Origin of the sequence: Halalkalibacter sp. APA_J-10(15) (assembly GCF_023017105.1) — a bacterium.
Classification (GTDB): domain Bacteria; phylum Bacillota; class Bacilli; order Bacillales; family Bacillaceae_D; genus Halalkalibacter.
In genome coordinates this window covers 1-19,549 of the sequence record NZ_JALKEV010000025.1, presented here as the reverse complement: position 1 = coordinate 19,549, position 19,549 = coordinate 1, and the positions used below count along the sequence as shown (strand labels likewise).

The 19,549-nt window shown below is 37.1% G+C and carries 24 protein-coding genes; 9 read left to right on the top strand and 15 right to left on the bottom strand.

The features are described 5' to 3' along the window. Window positions 1–5: 5 nt before the first annotated feature. From MW695_RS21030 to MW695_RS20990, 9 genes are all read right to left on the bottom strand, one after another. The gene (locus tag MW695_RS21030; RefSeq protein ID WP_247107444.1) at window positions 6–833 is read right to left on the bottom strand and encodes a purine-nucleoside phosphorylase; all 828 of its coding nucleotides are present in this window, start codon (window positions 831–833) and stop codon (window positions 6–8) included. Between the two features lie 13 nt (window positions 834–846). Beyond that, the gene (locus tag MW695_RS21025) at window positions 847–1,662 is read right to left on the bottom strand and encodes a purine-nucleoside phosphorylase (protein WP_247107443.1); all 816 of its coding nucleotides are present in this window, start codon (window positions 1,660–1,662) and stop codon (window positions 847–849) included. A 33-nt stretch (window positions 1,663–1,695) separates the two neighbouring features. Beyond that, window positions 1,696–2,877 (bottom strand): phosphopentomutase, encoded by a 1,182-nt coding sequence (gene deoB, locus MW695_RS21020; RefSeq protein ID WP_247107442.1) that lies wholly within the window; start codon window positions 2,875–2,877, stop codon window positions 1,696–1,698. Window positions 2,878–3,046: 169 nt separating this feature from the next. Continuing rightward, window positions 3,047–3,937, bottom strand: a complete 891-nt coding sequence (gene xerD, locus MW695_RS21015; protein WP_247107441.1) for a site-specific tyrosine recombinase XerD — start codon at window positions 3,935–3,937, stop codon at window positions 3,047–3,049. A gap of 29 nt (window positions 3,938–3,966) precedes the next feature. Further along, window positions 3,967–4,194 (bottom strand): YqzK family protein, encoded by a 228-nt coding sequence (locus MW695_RS21010; protein ID WP_247107440.1) that lies wholly within the window; start codon window positions 4,192–4,194, stop codon window positions 3,967–3,969. Window positions 4,195–4,330: 136 nt separating this feature from the next. Next, entirely contained in the window at window positions 4,331–4,804 is a 474-nt protein-coding gene (gene fur, locus MW695_RS21005; protein WP_247107439.1) for a ferric iron uptake transcriptional regulator, read from the bottom strand. 122 nt (window positions 4,805–4,926) lie between these two features. After that, the gene (gene spoIIM, locus MW695_RS21000) at window positions 4,927–5,568 is read right to left on the bottom strand and encodes a stage II sporulation protein M (RefSeq protein ID WP_373647309.1); all 642 of its coding nucleotides are present in this window, start codon (window positions 5,566–5,568) and stop codon (window positions 4,927–4,929) included. A gap of 68 nt (window positions 5,569–5,636) precedes the next feature. Beyond that, window positions 5,637–6,791, bottom strand: a complete 1,155-nt coding sequence (locus MW695_RS20995; RefSeq protein ID WP_483299875.1) for an endonuclease Q family protein — start codon at window positions 6,789–6,791, stop codon at window positions 5,637–5,639. A gap of 5 nt (window positions 6,792–6,796) precedes the next feature. Then, a complete protein-coding gene (locus tag MW695_RS20990) occupies window positions 6,797–7,339 on the bottom strand; it encodes an NUDIX hydrolase (RefSeq protein ID WP_247107437.1) in 543 nt (180 codons plus the stop codon). Between the two features lie 60 nt (window positions 7,340–7,399). On the opposite strand from MW695_RS20990, the gene mciZ reads away from it, so the two are divergent. Beyond that, the gene (mciZ, locus tag MW695_RS22800; protein ID WP_308446108.1) at window positions 7,400–7,615 is read left to right on the top strand and encodes a Z-ring formation inhibitor MciZ; all 216 of its coding nucleotides are present in this window, start codon (window positions 7,400–7,402) and stop codon (window positions 7,613–7,615) included. Here mciZ and MW695_RS20985 read toward each other — a convergent pair. Then, window positions 7,531–8,604, bottom strand: coding sequence for a DUF3866 family protein (locus tag MW695_RS20985; RefSeq protein ID WP_247107454.1), 1,074 nt, complete (start codon window positions 8,602–8,604; stop codon window positions 7,531–7,533). The two genes, mciZ and MW695_RS20985, sit on opposite strands and share 85 nt — an antisense overlap. Before the next feature lie 70 nt (window positions 8,605–8,674). Continuing rightward, window positions 8,675–9,190, bottom strand: a complete 516-nt coding sequence (locus MW695_RS20980) for a TlpA disulfide reductase family protein (RefSeq protein WP_247107436.1) — start codon at window positions 9,188–9,190, stop codon at window positions 8,675–8,677. A gap of 164 nt (window positions 9,191–9,354) precedes the next feature. Between MW695_RS20980 and uppP the strand changes: the two genes are divergently transcribed. Beyond that, a complete protein-coding gene (uppP, locus tag MW695_RS20975) occupies window positions 9,355–10,188 on the top strand; it encodes an undecaprenyl-diphosphatase UppP (RefSeq protein WP_247107435.1) in 834 nt (277 codons plus the stop codon). Between the two features lie 136 nt (window positions 10,189–10,324). Here the strand turns inward: uppP and MW695_RS20970 are convergent, their stop codons facing one another. Together MW695_RS20970 and MW695_RS20965 are read right to left on the bottom strand one after the other, a co-directional pair. Continuing rightward, window positions 10,325–10,969 (bottom strand): SDR family oxidoreductase, encoded by a 645-nt coding sequence (locus MW695_RS20970; RefSeq protein ID WP_247107434.1) that lies wholly within the window; start codon window positions 10,967–10,969, stop codon window positions 10,325–10,327. 55 nt (window positions 10,970–11,024) lie between these two features. Next, a complete protein-coding gene (locus MW695_RS20965) occupies window positions 11,025–11,972 on the bottom strand; it encodes a CobW family GTP-binding protein (protein WP_247107433.1) in 948 nt (315 codons plus the stop codon). 159 nt (window positions 11,973–12,131) lie between these two features. On the opposite strand from MW695_RS20965, the gene MW695_RS20960 reads away from it, so the two are divergent. The 4 genes from MW695_RS20960 (at window position 12,132) to MW695_RS20945 (ending at window position 15,717) form a co-directional block, all read left to right on the top strand. After that, on the top strand, window positions 12,132–12,527 hold the full coding sequence (locus MW695_RS20960) for a GntR family transcriptional regulator (protein WP_247107432.1): 396 nt from the start codon (window positions 12,132–12,134) through the stop codon (window positions 12,525–12,527). Beyond that, on the top strand, window positions 12,514–13,413 hold the full coding sequence (locus MW695_RS20955; RefSeq protein ID WP_247107431.1) for an ABC transporter ATP-binding protein: 900 nt from the start codon (window positions 12,514–12,516) through the stop codon (window positions 13,411–13,413). The genes MW695_RS20960 and MW695_RS20955 overlap by 14 nt, the downstream gene beginning before the upstream one ends. Beyond that, on the top strand, window positions 13,388–15,370 hold the full coding sequence (locus tag MW695_RS20950) for an ABC transporter permease (RefSeq protein WP_247107430.1): 1,983 nt from the start codon (window positions 13,388–13,390) through the stop codon (window positions 15,368–15,370). The genes MW695_RS20955 and MW695_RS20950 overlap by 26 nt, the downstream gene beginning before the upstream one ends. 77 nt (window positions 15,371–15,447) lie before the next feature. Next, complete coding sequence (locus tag MW695_RS20945) at window positions 15,448–15,717, top strand: DUF2651 family protein (protein ID WP_247107429.1); 270 nt, start codon at window positions 15,448–15,450, stop codon at window positions 15,715–15,717. A gap of 46 nt (window positions 15,718–15,763) precedes the next feature. On the opposite strand, the gene MW695_RS20940 is transcribed toward MW695_RS20945, so the two are convergent. Next, window positions 15,764–16,312, bottom strand: coding sequence for a DUF2179 domain-containing protein (locus MW695_RS20940; protein WP_247107428.1), 549 nt, complete (start codon window positions 16,310–16,312; stop codon window positions 15,764–15,766). A gap of 202 nt (window positions 16,313–16,514) precedes the next feature. Here MW695_RS20940 and MW695_RS20935 point away from each other — a divergent pair, with 202 nt between their 5' ends. Continuing rightward, the gene (locus MW695_RS20935; RefSeq protein WP_247107427.1) at window positions 16,515–17,549 is read left to right on the top strand and encodes a permease; all 1,035 of its coding nucleotides are present in this window, start codon (window positions 16,515–16,517) and stop codon (window positions 17,547–17,549) included. A 14-nt stretch (window positions 17,550–17,563) separates the two neighbouring features. Further along, a complete protein-coding gene (locus tag MW695_RS20930) occupies window positions 17,564–18,520 on the top strand; it encodes a TIGR03943 family putative permease subunit (RefSeq protein WP_247107426.1) in 957 nt (318 codons plus the stop codon). Between the two features lie 60 nt (window positions 18,521–18,580). Here MW695_RS20930 and MW695_RS20925 read toward each other — a convergent pair whose 3' ends face one another. Beyond that, window positions 18,581–19,090, bottom strand: a complete 510-nt coding sequence (locus MW695_RS20925; protein WP_247107425.1) for a PTS sugar transporter subunit IIA — start codon at window positions 19,088–19,090, stop codon at window positions 18,581–18,583. Between the two features lie 163 nt (window positions 19,091–19,253). Between MW695_RS20925 and MW695_RS20920 the strand changes: the two genes are divergently transcribed. Continuing rightward, entirely contained in the window at window positions 19,254–19,337 is an 84-nt protein-coding gene (locus tag MW695_RS20920) for a YjcZ family sporulation protein (protein WP_247107453.1), read from the top strand. The last annotated feature ends 212 nt before the right edge of the window (window positions 19,338–19,549 follow it).

Genomic DNA, 19,549 nt, shown 5'->3' with positions numbered 1-19,549 from the left:
CTACTCTACAGCTCAACTTTTGCTACTAGCTCACGAACTAATTTAATAAAGGTCGGTTTCGTTTTATTAGCGACTTCAACGACTTCGTCATGGGTTATCCCTTGAATTTCTTCACCTATCGCCATATCTGTAATACATGATATGCCGATTACATTCATATTTGCGTGCCTAGCGACAATGACCTCAGGTACTGTGGACATTCCGATTACGTCTCCACCTAGCTTACGGAGCATAATTAATTCGGCTCCACTCATGTAAGTCGGACCTGTCACGCCAGCATATACACCTTTTTGAATTTGAATGTTTAATGACTTAGCCGTTTTTTCAACAAACGTAATAAGTTCAGGTGTGTAAGCATGGCTCATATCTGGAAAACGCGGACCCAACTCATCAAAGTTAGCACCAATTAAAGGGTTGTCACCAGTCATATTTAAATGATCCGTTATAACCATTAAATCCCCAGGTGAAAAGCTTTTGTTCATTCCACCACACGCATTCGTAACAAGTAAAAGTTCCACACCTAACGCCTTCATCACTCTTACTGGAAACGTCACTTGTTGCATTGTATAGCCTTCATAATAATGAAAACGACCTTGCATAGCGATGACATCTTGTCCCTCTAATGAACCTATAACTAATTGTCCAGCATGTCCTTCAACTGTTGAGACAGGGAAATGAGGAATATCCTCATAATTAATGCGGACAGCGTCTTCTACTTCATTCGCAAGCTCTCCTAATCCTGAACCAAGTATTAGCCCAACTTTTGGTGTATGTTTCATTTTTGCTTGAATAAATTCCGTTGATTCGTTAATGGCTTCTAATAATGTCGTCATTTCAACATCTCCTCTACATTGAATGTACAATTGCTTTTACTAATGCTAAAAAATCTTCCTTCACTTTTTCCGTCGTCTCAATAACTTCTTCATGTGTTAACGGCTGCGGAAGAATTCCGGCTGCCATATTCGAAATGCACGTTATACCAAGTACTTCAAGTCCAATATGACGAGCAACGATAACCTCAGGTACGGTGGACATCCCAACGGCATCACCGCCAAGCTCTCGAATCATACGAACTTCCGCAGGTGTTTCATAAGAAGGACCGCTATTCGCAACATACACACCTTCCTGCAACGTAAGATTTAACTTCTTTGCTTGCTCACGGGCAATATGACGTAACTGGTCGCAATACGCATTTGACATGTCGGGAAATCTAGGGCCTAAATCTTCATTATTTGGTCCAATTAACGGATTTTGATTCATTTGATTAATCTGATCTGATATTAGCATTAGATGTCCTGGTTCAAAGGATGTATTCACTCCGCCTGCTGCATTTGTCACAATTAATTGTTTGACACCGAGTTGCTTCATCACTCTAACTGGAAGTGACACTTCGTGAGCTTGATATCCTTCATATACATGAAAACGACCTTGCATAGCTACGACATACTTATTTTGCAGCTTTCCAAATACGAGCTTTCCTGCGTGCCCAGACACAGTCGAGACTGGAAAGTGAGGAATTGAACGATAAGGTACATCTATCGCTTCTTCAATTTCATCTGCGAGTACTCCTAATCCTGACCCTAAGATAAGTCCAATTGTAGGACTATCTCTCACTTGATCTTTTAAAAATTGTGTTGCTCGTCCAATATTTTCCTTGTCCAATTTTTTCACCCCTTGCATTTATTCTACTATCACTCATAGTTCTGACAAAAAGCTAATACCGTATTTCGGCATTGTAATGTTGAAATTGTCAGCAATCGTCGCACCGACATCTGCAAATGTTTCCCGTGTACCTAAATCATTACCTCGCTTCTGTCTTTTCGAGTAAACGAGTAATGGCACGAGTTCACGAGTATGATCCGTACCAGGATAAGTCGGATCATTACCATGATCCGCTGTAATGATTAACAAATCATCCTCGGTTACGTGTTCGATCACCTCAGCTAATTGTTGATCATACGCTTCTAATGCTTGCCCATAACCAATCGGATCTCGGCGATGACCATATTTCGCATCAAAATCAACTAAGTTCACAAAGCTTATTCCAGTAAACGAATTTTTCATCGATTCAACGAGTTTTTTCATCCCATCATCATTGGATATCGTCCGTACCGACTTCGTTATTCCTTCACCATCGTAAATATCAGAAATTTTCCCGATCGCTATCGAATCAAAACCAGCATCTACCAATTCGTTCATAACCGTACGAGCAAATGGCTTTAGCGCATAGTCATGACGATTAGGTGTTCGTACCCAATTGCCGTTTCCCCCAACAAAAGGGCGGGCGATAATTCGACCAATCATATATTGCGGATCAAGTGTAATGGCTCGTGCCTTTTTACAGATTTCATACAATTCTTCAATCGGAACAACATCTTCATGAGCAGCCACTTGTAATACAGAATCTGCAGATGTATAGACGATGAGCTTACCCGTCTTTACATGTTCTGCACCTAATTCTGCAATAATTTCTGTACCTGAGGCAACTTTGTTTCCAATCATTTCTCGTCCCCACGCTCGTTCTAATTGTTCAACAAGCTGAGGAGGAAATCCTTCAGGAAACACTCGAAACGGCTCTTTAATATGAAGCCCCATTAACTCCCAATGTCCCGTCATCGTATCCTTACCACTTGATGCTTCCTTCATGAGGCCGTAATGCGCCAATGGTGATTCGACTTTATTTATACCTTGTATCTCTCTAATATGTGCTAAACCAAGCTTTGCCATATTCGGCATATGTAGTCCATTCATTTTTTCTGCAATGTGACCTAACGTGTGTGACCCTTCATCACCAAATAAATGAGCATCAGGAGCTTCTCCAATGCCGACGGAATCTAATACAACTAAGAATACCCGCTTAAACGTATAATTTGACAAATAGATTTCCTCCTTCTTCAATCTTATATTTACTAACATACCCTAATAGAGGTAAAAAACTCAATTCAAACACTACTTTTCATGACAATTCATCATCATTGTCTGATGTCTGACAACTCCATCGTACAGAGCTAAGCTAAACAACGAATCCCGTTTAGCTTATGATCCTTTACGCTCGTGGATGATATTTCGTATATACATCTTTCATTCTATTTTTCGTTACATGTGTATAAATTTGGGTTGTAGAAATATCGGCATGTCCAAGCATTTCCTGTACGGCACGTAAATCAGCCCCATTCTCAAGTAAGTGAGTTGCAAATGAATGCCGTAGTGTATGTGGTGTAAGTTTCTTTTGAATACTTGCACTCTCAGTTAATTGTTTGAGGACTTTCCAAAAACCTTGTCTACTTAAAGGATTTCCATGTAAATTAACAAATACATAGTCGTGACGCTTCTTCTTCATTAATTGTAATCTACTCTTCTCAAAATAGGTTTGTAGCGCAGAAGTTGCAGCACTTCCTAATGGTATAATTCGCTCCTTATTCCCTTTACCGACACAACGAACAAAGCCCATTGTTAAATGTGTATCTGTAACGGTTAAGCGAATGAGCTCAGAAACCCTCATTCCAGTAGCGTATAATGTCTCTAGTAAGGCTCGATTGCGAATCGAAAAGACATCATTACCCTTTGGAGCTTCTAATAGTGCTTCAACCTCAGTAGTAGAAAGGACTTTCGGTAATTTTTTCACCGCTTTCGGAATATCCAGGTGGACAGATGGATCTTGATCAGATAACTTCTCGCGTAAGGCAAATTGATGCAATGCACGAATAGACGCAATCGTACGAGCTATGGTTGTTTCGGCTCGACCTTTTTCCTTTAGTTCATATAAATAATAAACAATGTGTTGTCGAGTAATTTGATTCAAGCTAGATATATTCTCTACTTTTTCCATGTAATGAACGTATTGTGATAAATCCCGCTTATATGAGAGAATCGTATTATTAGCTAGTCCTCTTTCCACCTGTATATAATGAAGAAATTGAGCTATTATATTGTCCAAATGATATCGCTCCTATCATAACTAAGATGTTATTCTCCTTCTTGATAGAAGAACCTTAATCTCTCAAAAAAACTCGAGACATGACCTTCCTCCGGTTGAAAGACTTTAACAGCCTTTCCTTCCGGCTCATCATACCGATGGTAACTCTCATATTCTTGACTTACCCATAGAATACCATAATAGAACAATAAGGTGCATCCCATAAAAAGAATAAATACTTTTAACGTTTGTATGACCGCTTGTAACCATGATCTCATCTAATTCATCTCCTCTTAAACAAAAGGTTCCTGTTACAAGCTATGCCAAAATAAGAAGGAATTATACTAGTAAATACAGCTATTCAAAAAATCTATACCTTATTAACAGTTAAAAAGAGCTGACACTTATAAATAGTCAGCTCTTTCCCTCTTTGCTCGTATCCGTTTCTTCATGTTCATGGCACCTATGACAAATACCATGAAACGTTAAACGATGATCTTTAATTTTAAAATTCCAATCACGTTCAACAATTTCTTCAACATCTCCTAATAAATCCTCTTGAATTTCATCTACAGCTCCACATTCAATACATACTAGGTGATGGTGAAAATGATCAGCTCCCTCTTGACGAAGGTCAAAGCGAGAAACACCATCTCCAAAGTTAATTTTATCAACAATCTTTAATTCTGCTAATAATTCTAATGTACGATAAACTGTAGCTAACCCAATTTCAGGTGACTTTTCTTTAACGAGGAGGTATACATCTTCTGCACTCAAGTGGTCCTCTTCATGTTCAAGCAAGACACGAACAGTTGCTTCACGTTGAGGTGTTAGTTTATAGCTCTGTGAGTGTAGATGCTTTTTTATCCGTTCAAGTCGTTTCTCCATCGTTATCTTCCCCCTCTCAAACCCTTAAAACCTCCTCTTATTATAATCATTCAAAAAAAGAGTGTCAATTGATAATAATTCTTATTTATAAAATTATAATTATTATCAATTTATATTAATTATTACATTGGATTTGAAATGATTAACCTCATTAATACAGGAGAAACATATGCTTCAAAAGCTGACGCGAATGAAAGCATCGCTCCTACACATAGGATTAACAACGTATATTTCATAAATTGAGGAAAAATCGGCACGTTCGTTCTTTTCATAAACTGCTGCCTAATCATTTTTAAACAAAAAGAAATACTAGCTGTCCCAACTATAATAAATGCTGGCACTAATATAAAATTTTGTGGCATGATCGACACAAATGAAATTAAAAAACCTGTCATTCCCATTTGGTTCACTAAAAATCCAACTGTAAACCCGACTACAGCACCCTTTAAAAAAAGTAAAACGAGAATAACAGGTAAACCGATTATCGATAACCCGAGTATCCACATAAGACCAAAGTATTTGGCATAATGTGCATAGCTTTGTGAAAAGATCGTTGATGATTGAGCCAGCTCCCCCTCGGTAACATGTCCAAAAAATTGATTAACGTACATATATAAATCGTGCTTTTGTGTTAAGCTCAAACTATTAACTATAATAGCTCCAAATACAATTCCCATTAAAAACAAAACCGTCGTAAACACATACATCGTTCGATTTTCTTCGAGGTGCATCGAGATCATTTCACGAAGACCATACCTCATCATAACCATCCTCCCTTGTACACTTACTACACTCTATGAGTAATAAGGAGAATCTATGACGTAAAACTTTTTTAATCTATTATCTTTCCAAATGTCCCCCCACCGCCTGCACGAATAACTAAATCACTTGTGCGAGCAAGCATAATAGACTCTACTATTTTCGGTGAAACCACTTGCTCTAGCTCTTTTTTTGAAGCATTGTGAATCACATTCATATCTGTACCAAATGCAGCTCTTAACCTATTTAATGTTTTTCGGCCTACTTTCGGGATAAATTCCAGTGGTATTTGATGCACATATGAAGGACGGCAAACCTTTGAATGGCCTAATGATAACTCTTTAATTCGTTCTGAGACCCCTTTTATAATCGACTCACTATGACATATAAGGCATCTTCTTCCCGTCATTGGTTGCGAGCAACTCGCACATATTGTTTGATAATATTTCCCAAGCAAAGGGTCTAATCCATAATTAGCAACTATTTTACGTCCATCAACTTCTTTTAACGCTAATCTCAATTCTGAAAAGCTCGGCTCCTTCATCTGTATCATTTGATATTCCCTAGCCATTTTCTCCAAGGAATGAGCATCTGAATTCGTCAGAAAAGGATAAGATTGTAGCTCAATCACTTGCACAGCCATTGCCGTATCACTGCTCAAGCCTAATTCAACCGCATCAATTAGTGAAGGTTGTAATACTTCCGTTAAACTACTTATTACTCCTTTTCCGTACAGGCTTTTAAACGGAGTAAAAATGTGTGCCGGTACAAACAAGCCTTCTAATTCACGAACTTTTTCTTGAATCGTTACTGCCTTCTCATAAATTCGCTGAGAGCTTAAAGTAGCGTTTTTCATTCGTTTTGACAACCAATTAGAAAACGCTCTCATATTTTCAAGTGTGGGTAAGTAAGCAAGTACATGAATAGGACCATGACAATTCTCATCATAAATTTCTATTTCAGTGCCTAAAAGAAGTGTCACGTTTGAAAATTGAATACCTCCCTCCGCACGTTCATATGCCTCTCCACTACGAATTTGTTCTTCAATCTGATCGAGAATTTCACCAACGTGGCTATCAATTACCCCTATGACATCAATTCCTTTCACATGCTCAGCATAATGGATAATATTTTCCAAAGTCAACGAAGAAGCAGCGGTTATTTTCACCGCTGCATTTGATCGTGTACGACCAATATGAATATGTAGATCCGTAACATAATGATTCACAAAAGTCATCCTTTCTTTTCATACAGCCTTGCATATTGAATCGCATACATCGTTTTAGCATCGTGGATTTTTTGCTCTTTAATTAATTTCTCAGCCTCTTGTAAATCAATCTCCAACACATCGATGAATTCATCCTCATCTGCTTGACTTTGACCAATTTCAAGATCTCTTGTGACATACAGATGAATTAATTCATCTGCAAACCCTGGTGAAGTGTAAAAGGAGCCAATAAACGTTAAAGAGTTAGTCTTATAGCCTGTTTCTTCTTCTAATTCTCTCATAGCAGCTAACTTCGGCTCCTCATTTTCTTCTAGCTTTCCTGCAGGAATCTCAATAATCGACTTTTGCAACGCCTTTCGATATTGCCTCACTAAAACAAGTTTTCCATCCTCTTTGATTGGTAATACAGCAACTGCACCCGGATGTTTGATAACCTCTCTTATACTCGTACGTCCATCCGGCAATTCCACCTCTTCAAGCTGAAGATCAATGATTTTTCCTTTATAAATCTCGGTCGTTTTGATCGTTTTTTCATTTAAATGGTCCATGTCTCTCCTCCAGTTCTTTTTCTGTGACTCTTCACATAAAAGTGTATCATAAGAAAGGATGTGACTGGACCGTTGAAGGTGTATATTCACAATAAAGGTCTAACAATAGCAGGAAAAGTGTGGGAAGTACGTGCCAAGTTAAAACAATTACAACATTCATTTGAAACGGTAGAGCATTATATTGACAGCTGTTATGATTCTATGCCAAATCGCAAAGCTTCTGCCACAGCACAAAAAAAGTGGGGATCTTCCGCAAAAGTCCGGCCCATCGATTGAATCGGTAAAGGTGACGCCTTAAGTGCTTCGTCAACCCACTCATCTACATGGATCGTTGAAAAATAAAAATGGTGGTCGCTCGCATATGGCTCTCTTCCAATTAATTGCGCCTTAATAATCTTTAATTTCTCTTGATCCAAAAATGGGAAAGGTATATTAGCTGGCTTAAATGTAAATTCACATAGCGTCGTTAACGTATGATGACTTAACCCGAAATGTCGACTTCGTTTATCAATGAACGAAATTCTCGGAATCCAAATTGGCTTACCTTGTAATGCGCTTACGATATGAGACCAATGCGCTTGTACCATACCAGCAAAACCATAATAGCTACCACTCCCAACAACACCTGGTCCAACGGAAATCATTAAACAATCAACTTCGAGCACATTGTAGGCAAACTGTAGGGCAGAGGCCACTGTAATCGCCTCATAATCCCCACCAAAAGCCTGCCCTACCGTTATCGTTATAAGTGTATGAGCTTTTTTAATTTCGCGTAATTGCTCACTTATAAATAAAGGCAAGGAAGCCTGGTCGTCAATAATGACACACAATCTCTTTTTCGGATATTTGACTTTAAGTAGGGAAAAGGCAAGAGGAATCATACTATGTAACTCAGCCAAAAATACGGGTAGTCCTGCTAATGAAAATGGCTTTTGAAATAAGGAATGATAGTCACTCTCTTGAGATTCGATTGTTTGAACACTATGCTGGCAAGGCGTATAGCGAGCTTTCATAATATGACCTTCGTTTTTAGCTGTCCAATGCAGAGCTCTGTGCCGATGTGAGACGACAATATCCCAACCACCTGTTCCTAATTGTAAGTCCGTTGCCGTAACGTTTACAATGACTGTATCGCCTACTTCGGCTTTGGAACAAAGACGTTTATAAAGGATTGCCTGTTTAGCACCTTTGTCCGTTCTTAGCTTTTGAATGTGCTCATCTTCAAAAGAAATCTCTTGGATCGTTACTTCTATTTCTCGGTACATCCTTTTCACGCCTTTAACGTCCTAATATATCCTATAGTATTCCTCTATTTTCACATTATATGTTATTAATTTATAAGAGAGGCTCGATTTCTTCTTCGATCATTTCATAAGTAACCTCACCCATAAAGATCTGCTTAATTTCTCCCTCTCGATCGATGATATATGTAGTCGGCATATGGCGTACATCTAATCGTTCTAGAAGTTCTCCATCCTCATCAAAAAAAACAGGTAATGTTAGATCAATTTCTTCAATAAATTCAGCAGCATCATTCAGGGTTCGTTCTGTTTTTTGCATGTTGACTGTTACAATAGATAAGCTTTTTTCAGTATAATCAGCTTGTAGCTCCATTAATTCTGGCATTTCATCGCGACAAGGTTTACACCAAGATGCCCATAAATTTAAGACGATAACATCACCTTTGTAATCATAAAGCTGACCTTCATCCTGCTCATACATAGGTAACTGAAAATCTTCCATCACCATTCCTTTTTCATTACCATACTGCTGACGGTCAGCAAAAACGATAACCGCAATAGCAAGTATTACGCAAGCACCTAGTATCATTTTCGTTCTTAGCTTTTTCATATGAATTCCTCCGTATTTGATCATCTAGTGTCATTATAAGAAGGAATGCGCTCCAATAGCAATAAACACATATGGCAATTAAAAGAATTCTTTTCGAACAATCAAAAGTTTGCTAGAATAAAACAGTTCAATAAAAAAATTCCTAGTATGAAAGGACGGTAAATATGTCTATCATTGAAGCGATTATCTTTGGAATCGTTCAAGGAATTACGGAATTCCTTCCGATTTCAAGTACAGCACATATTATTATTACACAAATGGTTTTTAACTATCAATTTCCAGGGCTTTCTTTTGAAATCTTTCTCCACCTAGCATCTGTTCTTGCTGTTGTTATTTATTTCAGACGTGATTTAATTGAAGTGATTGTTGGCTTCTTTCAATACTTTACAAATAAAAGTAAAGAAAACCGAACTCAGTTCTTCTTTGCGATTTACATTGTGGTTGCGACTGGTATTACAGGAGTTCTTGGGATGCTGCTTGAAGATTCTATCGGTGAATCATTAAAAACACCTGCAGTTATCGCTGTTTCCTTAACGATAACAGGTATCTTTCTCATTATTATTGAACGAATTGTACGCTATGGAAATCGAAAAGAAGACGAAATGACATTTATAGATTCGATGATTGTTGGCTTAGGGCAAACGTTAGCTGTTTTTCCAGGTATCTCTCGATCTGGTGCAACGTTAATAACGGCCCTATTTATCGGCTTAAACCGTGAAACGGCCGTTCGTTACTCTTTCTTATTAGCCATCCCAGTTATTCTTGGGTCGACAGTTTTAGCCATCGGCGATTTTACACAAGGCTCATTAGTAGCGGATATCGGAATTGTACCGTTAATAATTGCTTTTATCGTTACATTTATTTTTTCTTGGATTGGAATTGTATGGCTAATCGGCTTTTTGAAAAAGAGTAAATTGATTTACTTTGCTATTTATTGCTTTGTTGCTGCTATTTTTGTCTATTTCTACTTATCTCCAGACACGATTATGGAAGTGTAAGAAAATATGTGTTAACAGCATTTCTCTACTAAGACACACCTCCATACACATTTAGTTTATTATTTGTTCTAAGTATGAAAAAGAGTCTCAAAAGTTCACTTTGAACCTTCAAGACTCTTTTTCCTATTCAAAGTACCTACACATTTGCTAACGCATCACTAATAGGAATGTCCCCATTAAGAATTTCAAATGTTTGACCAAATGTATTCTCTCTTTCGATGACATCAGCTAACACAATCGCTACATCTTCTCTTGTGATCGTATTATCACGAACCTTTATTTCTTCCTCTAATTTTATCTTGCCTTGAGCAGGTTCATTCACTAAGCTTCCCGGACGAACAATTGTATATGTTAATTTTGAGCGCTTCAAGTGCTCATCAGCTAGCTTTTTTGCTACTAAATAATGACGAATTCGATCACTATTGTCAGGATCAACGGTTCCCATCGAGCTTAGCATCACGAATCGCTTTACTCCATATTTCTCAGCCGTATCAGTGACCTTAATCGCTCCCCATAAATCAATCAATATCGTTTTATCAGCACCTGTGTGGCCACCAGAACCGGCAGCAAACACAATTGCATCAATCTGATGTATCGTAAACAAATGATCAATGTTTTGCTCTAGATCTCCTACAACGGTTTCAACAGCACCTAATTGCTTTAATTCATTTGCTTGTTCCTCGTCACGAATCATCGCAATAGGACGATAGCCCTTTTCTGATAGTTTCGTTAAAGTATGTCTTGCTACTTGTCCATTAGCTCCCACTACTAGTACATTCATCTAATCGCTCCTTCATAAATAGCATTCTTTTAACTTTTCCCTTTATATTTCCAACTTAAACATGAAACGTTTTTTTAAATTGGTCAACGAGCTCGTCGTTTAAACCTGCCCCAATTAAAATAAGACAAGGTTCGAATGTTTGATCAACTGCCGTTAACTGCATGCGACCTGATGAATATTGGCAACTATACAATGTTGGGTCATTCTCCACATACAAATACCCTTTTGCACGTAACAATACCGATTGCTTTTTCAACCAATTTTCAAGCATGACTTTATTTAATGGTGGAATGTCTGTTATATTTACCGCTTGAAATGGATGATCATGATGGTCGTGATGGTGGTTTAAATCGTTCACATCATGACTGCTAGAATTCATTACTGTGTAACGCTTCTCAAATAACCGTTCTAATGACACTTGACCATATGTCGCTTCTATTATATTTACTTGTTCTTGTTTCAATTTTTGTATCCGTTTTTTTACTTTCTCTTTCTCTTTTTCATCGATTAAATCGATTTTATTCAAAATAATTAGGCTACTCGTACGTATTTGATCCTTTAGCATTTCTCTAATTTCTTTAGAACTTTGGAATATGCTTTGAAATTCCAGGTAACGACTTGCATCCACTGCACCTAAAACTTGGTGAACATTCACATAATTAATAACATTTGGATGAGCTAGAGCTTCAACGATTTCAACGGGATTAGCAATACCAGTCCCTTCAATGAACAATACATCAATATCTTCACGACTTGTTACAAGCTGTTCAATTTCTAATCTCATGTCGTCTTGAATGGTACAACAAATACAACCATCCAACATCTCAATCAATTCTTCGTCCTTGAACAGCTGCTTTTCAACATTTTCTGAAGCAAGTTCATTCAATAAAATGGCTGGAGTTAACCCATCATCCTTCGCTTTCTCAACCATTCGTTTTAATAGTGTTGTTTTTCCACTTCCTAAGAAGCCTGTTAGAATATAGGTCGAAATTGATTTATTCATGAACGTTCCCTCCCTCCATATTAAATTAGCATAGTTCTCGCACTTGCTCAAACGAGAACCGTTACGTTTTAAAATTATAGTTGCATAGACGCACCAACTGTATTATTATAAATAATACAGTTAACCACCTCGGTATGACTCTCATGAAAGGAGGACTTTATGTTTCAATTAGATATTCGTAGTCGGAAGCCTATTTATGAACAGCTTGTCAATAAATTAAAGGAATTAATTATGCAAGAAGTTTATCGGTCTGATGAACAATTACCTTCTGTCCGAATGTTAGCTCAAGAATTAACCATTAATCCAAATACAATACAAAAAGCATATAACGAGCTTGAGCATCAAGGTTATATCTACTCTATACCTGGAAAAGGAAAATTCGTTGCCCCTAAAACGGAAACGATTAATGATGAAAAGGTGAAAAAAATGAAGCAAGAGATTATTAAGCTTATAACGGAAGCACTTTATTTAGGAATGAATAAAGATGAGCTTGTATCATTAATTAACGATGCCGAACAATCACTCAAGGGAGGCGATCTTCATGATCGAGATTAAACACCTACATAAAAAATACGAAAAGTATGAAGCGATCCAGGACGTTACGTTAACTGTTCAAAAAGGATCAATTTATGGATTACTCGGTTCAAATGGTGCAGGGAAAACAACATTGCTAAAAATCATCTCGGGCATATACAAGCAAAACAATGGGTCAGTCTATATAAATAATCAACCGATTTATGAAAACAATGAATTAAAACAACGGCTTATTTTTATTGCGGATCATCTATATTTCTTCCCAAATACGACAATTAAGCAAGCTGCTCAGTTTTACTCACATATGTATAAACATTGGAATGAAGAACGCTTTCAACAACTTCGTCATGTGTTTAACATTGACATCAAAAAAAAGGTTCACCAACTATCGAAAGGGATGCAAAGACAAGTCTCTTTTTGGCTTAGCTTATCAACCATGCCAAATATACTTATACTTGATGAACCATTTGATGGCTTGGACGCAGTCATGAGACAGAAAATTAAAAACTTGCTCATTCAGGACGTCGCTGAACGGGAAATGACAATTCTAATCTCTTCTCATAATTTACGAGAAGTTGAAGACCTTTGTGATTCAATAGGAATTATGTACAATGGTGAAATGATTATGGAAAAAGAGCTAGATGATCTAAAATCAGACATTCATAAAGTTCAAGTAGCATTCAAACAGGAAGTGTCTCATCCATTTAAAGAGAATGTAGATGTTCTATATGAAGAAAAGCGTGGAAGTGTGCGTCTCTTTATTGTTAGAGGGAACCAGATAACCATCGAGGAACAGATTGCTTCATTACAACCAGCCATTTTTGACCTTCTTCCGCTTACACTCGAAGAAATCTTTATTTATGAAATGAGGGATGTCGGCTATGCTATCGAAAATGTTCTCGTTTAACCGTGGGATTTTAAATTATAATATTCGTCATATCGGCTGGTTACCACTTGCATACTTCATTTGTTTGTTGTTTACCATGCCTATTCATTTACTATTTGAATATTCAAATGCAACACCACAAAGACCATTTGTACCTCCTGAATCATTATTTGATATGTCATATGGCTTTCTATACTTTTTGACCTTTGTTTTACCAATATTATTAGGAATCTTTTTATTTCGTTACATGCAAGTCAAATTATCAAGTGACTTTATCCATAGTCTTCCGATACGACGAGAGCAGCTCTACATCCAAAAAATCATAACTGGTACCGTTTTTTTAGTTGTTCCATATGTGTTGATCGCTCTAATTCTACTAATGATCGGGTGGTATATTCCAGCACCGAACCTACTTTCAATTTCTTCGGTTAGTGAATGGCTTGCCATGATGATACTCATGAACCTTTTTGTGTTTTATATCACTGTTTTTGTCGGGATGTTTACCGGTATCTCTGTTTTACAAGGAGCACTCACCTATATTTTATTCATTTTTCCCGCAGGTATCATTGTGTTATTTCTATATAATATTTCATTTGCCATGTACGGACTTTCACTAACGTATCATCATTATGAGTCTTGGGTGCCTTTTACCGTCTTACCTAGACTTACGTATGAGGACGTATCAACGACAGAAATAACTGTTTATGCTCTAATCGGTCTAGCTGCCGTTATCAGCTCATACTTTTTATATCAAAAAAGGCATGCTGAGGCGGCAACGTCAGCGATTTCATTTTCACCTTTAAAGCCGTTATTTAAATATGGTGTGACATTGTGTTTCATGCTATTAGGTGGATTGTATTATGGCTATGTCGGGAGTGACTGGAATTGGATTCTTTTTGGTTATTTCATTGCATCGGTCATTGGTTATTTCATTGCTGAAATGATTATCCAAAAGTCTTGGCGAGTCTTTCATAAGTGGAAAGGGTATATTGGATATATCGCCGTTGTTTTGGTGATAGGGATCGCTATTCATTTCGACATTACCGGTTACGAAAAACGGATACCAGTAGCTGAATCCGTTAATCAAGTCTTCTTTTCTGAACAAGGTTATTTGTATCATTATTCAGTGACTGAAGCTTCATATGGCGAAGAACCTTCAAGTCATTATTATGAAGAACCTGAAGTCATTCAAGCGATTATAGGCTTACATGAGCAACTTATTCGTGACAAAAACCACCTAATGAATTTCACACATACGTATGATGACCAAACTAAACGCTTTACATTTGGTTATCACTTAGACAATGGGAATACAATCCTAAGAGAATATTCATTTCCAGCTTACGCATATGAAAAATGGCTAGAACCGATTATCGAATCAAATGAATATAAAAGAAATCACAATCCAATTTTGAACGTTGATACAAATCATATTCAATCAATCAGTGTAAATAACCGACATATTCGGAACCATTTGCAACTACCTTATCTCTATATTAATGAAGCAGATCATATTCAACGTATACATGATGCTCTTATTCAAGATATTAGAGAAGAAACGATTCATGATACGTTAAACCCCAACTATTGGGAAACAGATATAACGTTCAATTTAAATAATGGCAGAGTGCTATCGCTAACTTGGAATAAATCGTACACACAATTCGATCAATGGTTAGAGGAAAATGAACTACAATCGCAAAGCCGATTAACATCCGAGCATATTCATCACGCCATTGTAATCAAAAGTGACTATTTCCCTTATGAAATATTTGATACGCTTCACTCAAAAAGTGATTTGAGCTTACTCTCCATTGACTATTTTGAAATTGATTCTTCTGATGAAATCGACGAGCTACTCCACGATATTCATCCTTATGCGCACAGCTCTTATTATGTCGTTTTATTTTCTGAGAATAAGGTATTAGAGGAAGTGTTCTTTCTTAATGAGCAGGAGGGACAAAAGTATATAAATTAATCCATTCATATTTGAACCACTCCGCGAATATCCTTTTAGAGTGGTTCAAAATTCATCCTTAGGAAGGAGGTATCATCATGTGGGAACTTCTATTATATGCAATGGTTGCTCCAATGATGACAATCATTCTTTCTCTTGTGTTTGCATGGAAATATGACGACCTATTTGCTGCGCCGATGATCACATTTATTCTTTTTAATTTACCGACCATTTTTATTTCGATGAATTATTCGATTGGTTGGAACATATTTTTTGGATGGTCCATATTCTATACATTTCTCTCCTTATTCATTTCTTTGTTAGTATGGTTACTACGAAAACATCAACAAACATCGACTTCATTATAAAAATGGATCAGTAAGGTTTTAAGTATCCTTACTGATCCATTACTTTTTATTGTGCTTTTATCGCTTCCTTCTGTTTTCTTCTTTTCTTCATTGCTTTCGTAATGTATCCTCCTCGGAAATTACGAGGCTCGTAGGATACGACAAAAGCACTCGGTTCATACGTACTTACAATCTTAATAAACTCTTCTTCGCGATCTCTTCTTGCTGTACAATCTAAACGGTATCGTCGAGCGTTATTCATTCCTTCCACTTCAGCTGATGAAACGCTAAAACCTTCATCACGAAGATGTTTCGTTAGCTCTTCATTTTTATTCATAATGTTAACCTCAATCGTAACATACCCAATCGCTAGCTTTTGTTCAATAATTTGCCCTATATACAATCCAACACCAAAGCCTATTGCATAGGATGACATATTTAAATAATTTGATAAATCACTGAAAACAATTCCAAGTGCAATCACATAAATAAATCCTTCTAATATACCAAGTGCTGCAGCCTTTTCTTTCATACCCTTCACCATCATAATCGTTCTTAATGTAAGAACTGGAACGAACAGAAGTTGTGCAATAAAAATAACAATCGCTTGTAGCATGAAATCTCACCCCTTCTATTAAATTCAACTTACGTAGTCTAACAGGATTTTCTTCATCAAGCTACCTAAATTGATAATATTTTTTTGGAAATATTTCAAATATGTTTTCAACTTGATGACATTTTAAAAAAAATTATCCCCCAGAAAAAGTTATATGTTAGAATTATTCCTACTATGTTTCTATTAGAAGGAGCTCAATACTATGAAATCATTTAAAGGAACCCTTCTAGGTTTCGCTAAGGACTTAAGTGGATTTATTCTCCTTATCTTGTTCCTTATTCTCTTTTTTAATATAGATTCTTTTAAAAATGAACAAGTTGGAATAACGGTTCCTGATACGTGGTTGCTCATACATATGAACTTCCTAAGTATTGTCTTAGAAGCAGTTCCATTTATTCTATTAGGCGTTTTCGTTTCAGCCTTGATCCAAATTTATGTAAAAGAAGAAATTATCCATCGTTATTTACCTAAAAATGCTTACGCAGCCCTTTTACCGGCAGCGATTATGGGGGCGATCTTCCCTATTTGTGAATGTGCGATCGTTCCAATTGTAAGACGTTTAATAAAAAAGGGAATGCCCCTTCACGTAGGAGTGGTTTTCCTAGTAGCTGCACCGATATTAAATCCGATAGTTGCTGCTTCAACCTTTTTTGCATTCCGAACTGATCTATCTGTTCTCTATGCACGAATGGGACTAGCCTTTATTCTTTCCATTCTCATTGGTGCGATCCTTTATATCATTTTCAAAAATAAAGATCAATTGAGATGGACAAAGGACGAACTTGTTGGGCGACAGGTAGTTGTAGACCCTATCTATCCTAGGAAGATGAATCGTATGAAACAAACGATGTACCATGCAGCTGATGAATTTTTCTTAATGGGTAAATATTTAATTATGGGAGCCTTTGTCGCTTCTTTGTTCCAAACATTACTTGATCGTGAGTTCCTTCTAGCTATCGGAACTAACGAATGGAGTTCTACAGCAGTCATGATGGGATTTGCCTTTTTAATCTCTCTTTGCTCTGAGGCTGATGCGTTTGTCGCTGCATCATTTAACAATACATTCTCAACAGGCTCATTAGTTGCCTTTTTAGTATATGGACCAATGCTTGATTTAAAAAATACGTTTATGCTATTTGCCTTTTTCAAAGTACGCTTTGTCGTGATCTTTATGACTGTCGTTACGGTTGTTGTATTCGCCGCAATGATTGCACTTCAATATCTCCAAATCTTGTAAGGAAGGTGTTGTAAATGAAAAATAATCAATCTGATACTGGATTTCACGCCTATATTCGTGGAATTATTCTAATAGGTTTTGCTTTACTTATGCTTGCATTTTTAATGACGGGTAATATTACGTATTACATCGCACCGACAATGTTCCCGCTTATTTATTTTGCCACTGCCGTCTTCTTAATACTTGGTATTCTACAAATTATTAGAAGTACAAAAAAAGGGCAGGAAGAGGAACAGCTTTGTGATTGCGGTACCGATCACTCCGTACAAGGACCGTTTTTTGTTAAGCTAATTATTTATACGATTTTCATCACCCCGATTGTATTAGGTTTCGTTTTACCAGACCGTTTATTAGACAGCTCAGTCGCAGCGAATCGTGGTGTTCAATTTGGTTCTGGTTTAGTTGAGACGACTCCAGTAGCACAAGAGCCTGCAAACTCTTCATCAACTTCACGGGCAGAAGCATTTCTTGATGACCCGGAGGCCTACTATGCTGAATTAGAAAACCAAGAAGGAGCAGATTCTATATCTAATGAAGAATTTTACACTGAAGAAGGATATAACCAATATTACAGCGAGCTTTCTTCAGAGTTAGTAGAAGAAGACACCGTTATTGTAACGGAAGAAAATTACTTAGATGTCATGACGATTCTTGACCTACATTTAAATGATTTCATTGGGAAATCAATTGAAATGGTCGGGTTTGTTTTTCAAGAAGATGACTTTGACGATGACCAATTTGTCGTAGCCCGATTTGGAATGACATGCTGTATTGCCGATGCCTCTGTTTACGGAACGATGGTTCGTTCAGATGAGCCTCTTGAACTAGATAATGATACTTGGGTACGAGTAAGTGGCATTATTGGAGAAAGTACGTATGGTGAGATGCGTATTCCACAAATCATGTTACGTGGCTTCGAAATTATCGAAGCACCTGATAGCCCTTATGTATACCCTCGGTTTAGTTTTTAAAGCCATTTCTTTTAGGCCACTGAAACATACAACCTTTTCAGTGGCCTAATGATTAAAATGTTAAGATGATTTGATTGAGACGGTTAATACCTCTGTCGCTCCTCCAATGACATCTATATGCGACTCTTTACTCATTTGCGCTATTTTTTCCACATTCGTAACGACTACAGGAGTGATCGTACTCGTTGCCTTCTTTTTAATTACATCGATATCAAACTCGACAAGTGTATCACCTTTCTTAACGTGATCTCCCTCTTTCACCTGTGTGGTAAACCCTTCTCCTCCTAAATGAACCGTGTCCAGGCCAATGTGAATAAGTATTTCTAAGCCACCTGCTGTTTTCATTCCTACCGCATGTTTAGTTGGAAAGACTTGTACAACATCTCCATCAACAGGGGCTACAACCTTACCTTCAGTTGGAGCAACAGCAAATCCATCTCCCATCATTTTCTCACTAAAAGTAGGATCTGGTACCTCTTCAATCGGAATTAATGTGCCTGTTACTGGGCTATAAATCTGTTCTTCGGTAGGCTTCGTTTCTTCTTTTATTCCAAACAATTTTTTTAGCATTTTCAGTGCACTCCTTCATGCGTTCAAGTTAGTCTTACTATACCCTTTATTAACATAGCAAAACGTACAATTTACCATCGTCCTTCACTTTTTCCGCTGTTGTCTATTCATCATTTTTTATTTAACATAAACTATAGGGAAGTAAAGAAAGGAGCTGAGGACAATGAGTTACGGTTATAACGGATTTACGTTAATTGTCGTTTTATTCATCCTCTTGGTTATCGTTGGCTCTGCATATGTTTGTTAAAAGAACCGCGTAGCGGCTTTTCTCTGAATTCACTTACACCCACCTTGATTAAGTCTCTAAATACTTTATAAATTTTGTCTTTTCTAGTAACTATCCGCCGGTAGAACCGGCGGTTTTAATTTCGCCCTATAAGGGCACTTTACTGACTGCCCCCTAAAGGGGACTCTAAACTGACCGTCAACCGTTCACTTCTATTACTTATCTTTAAATGG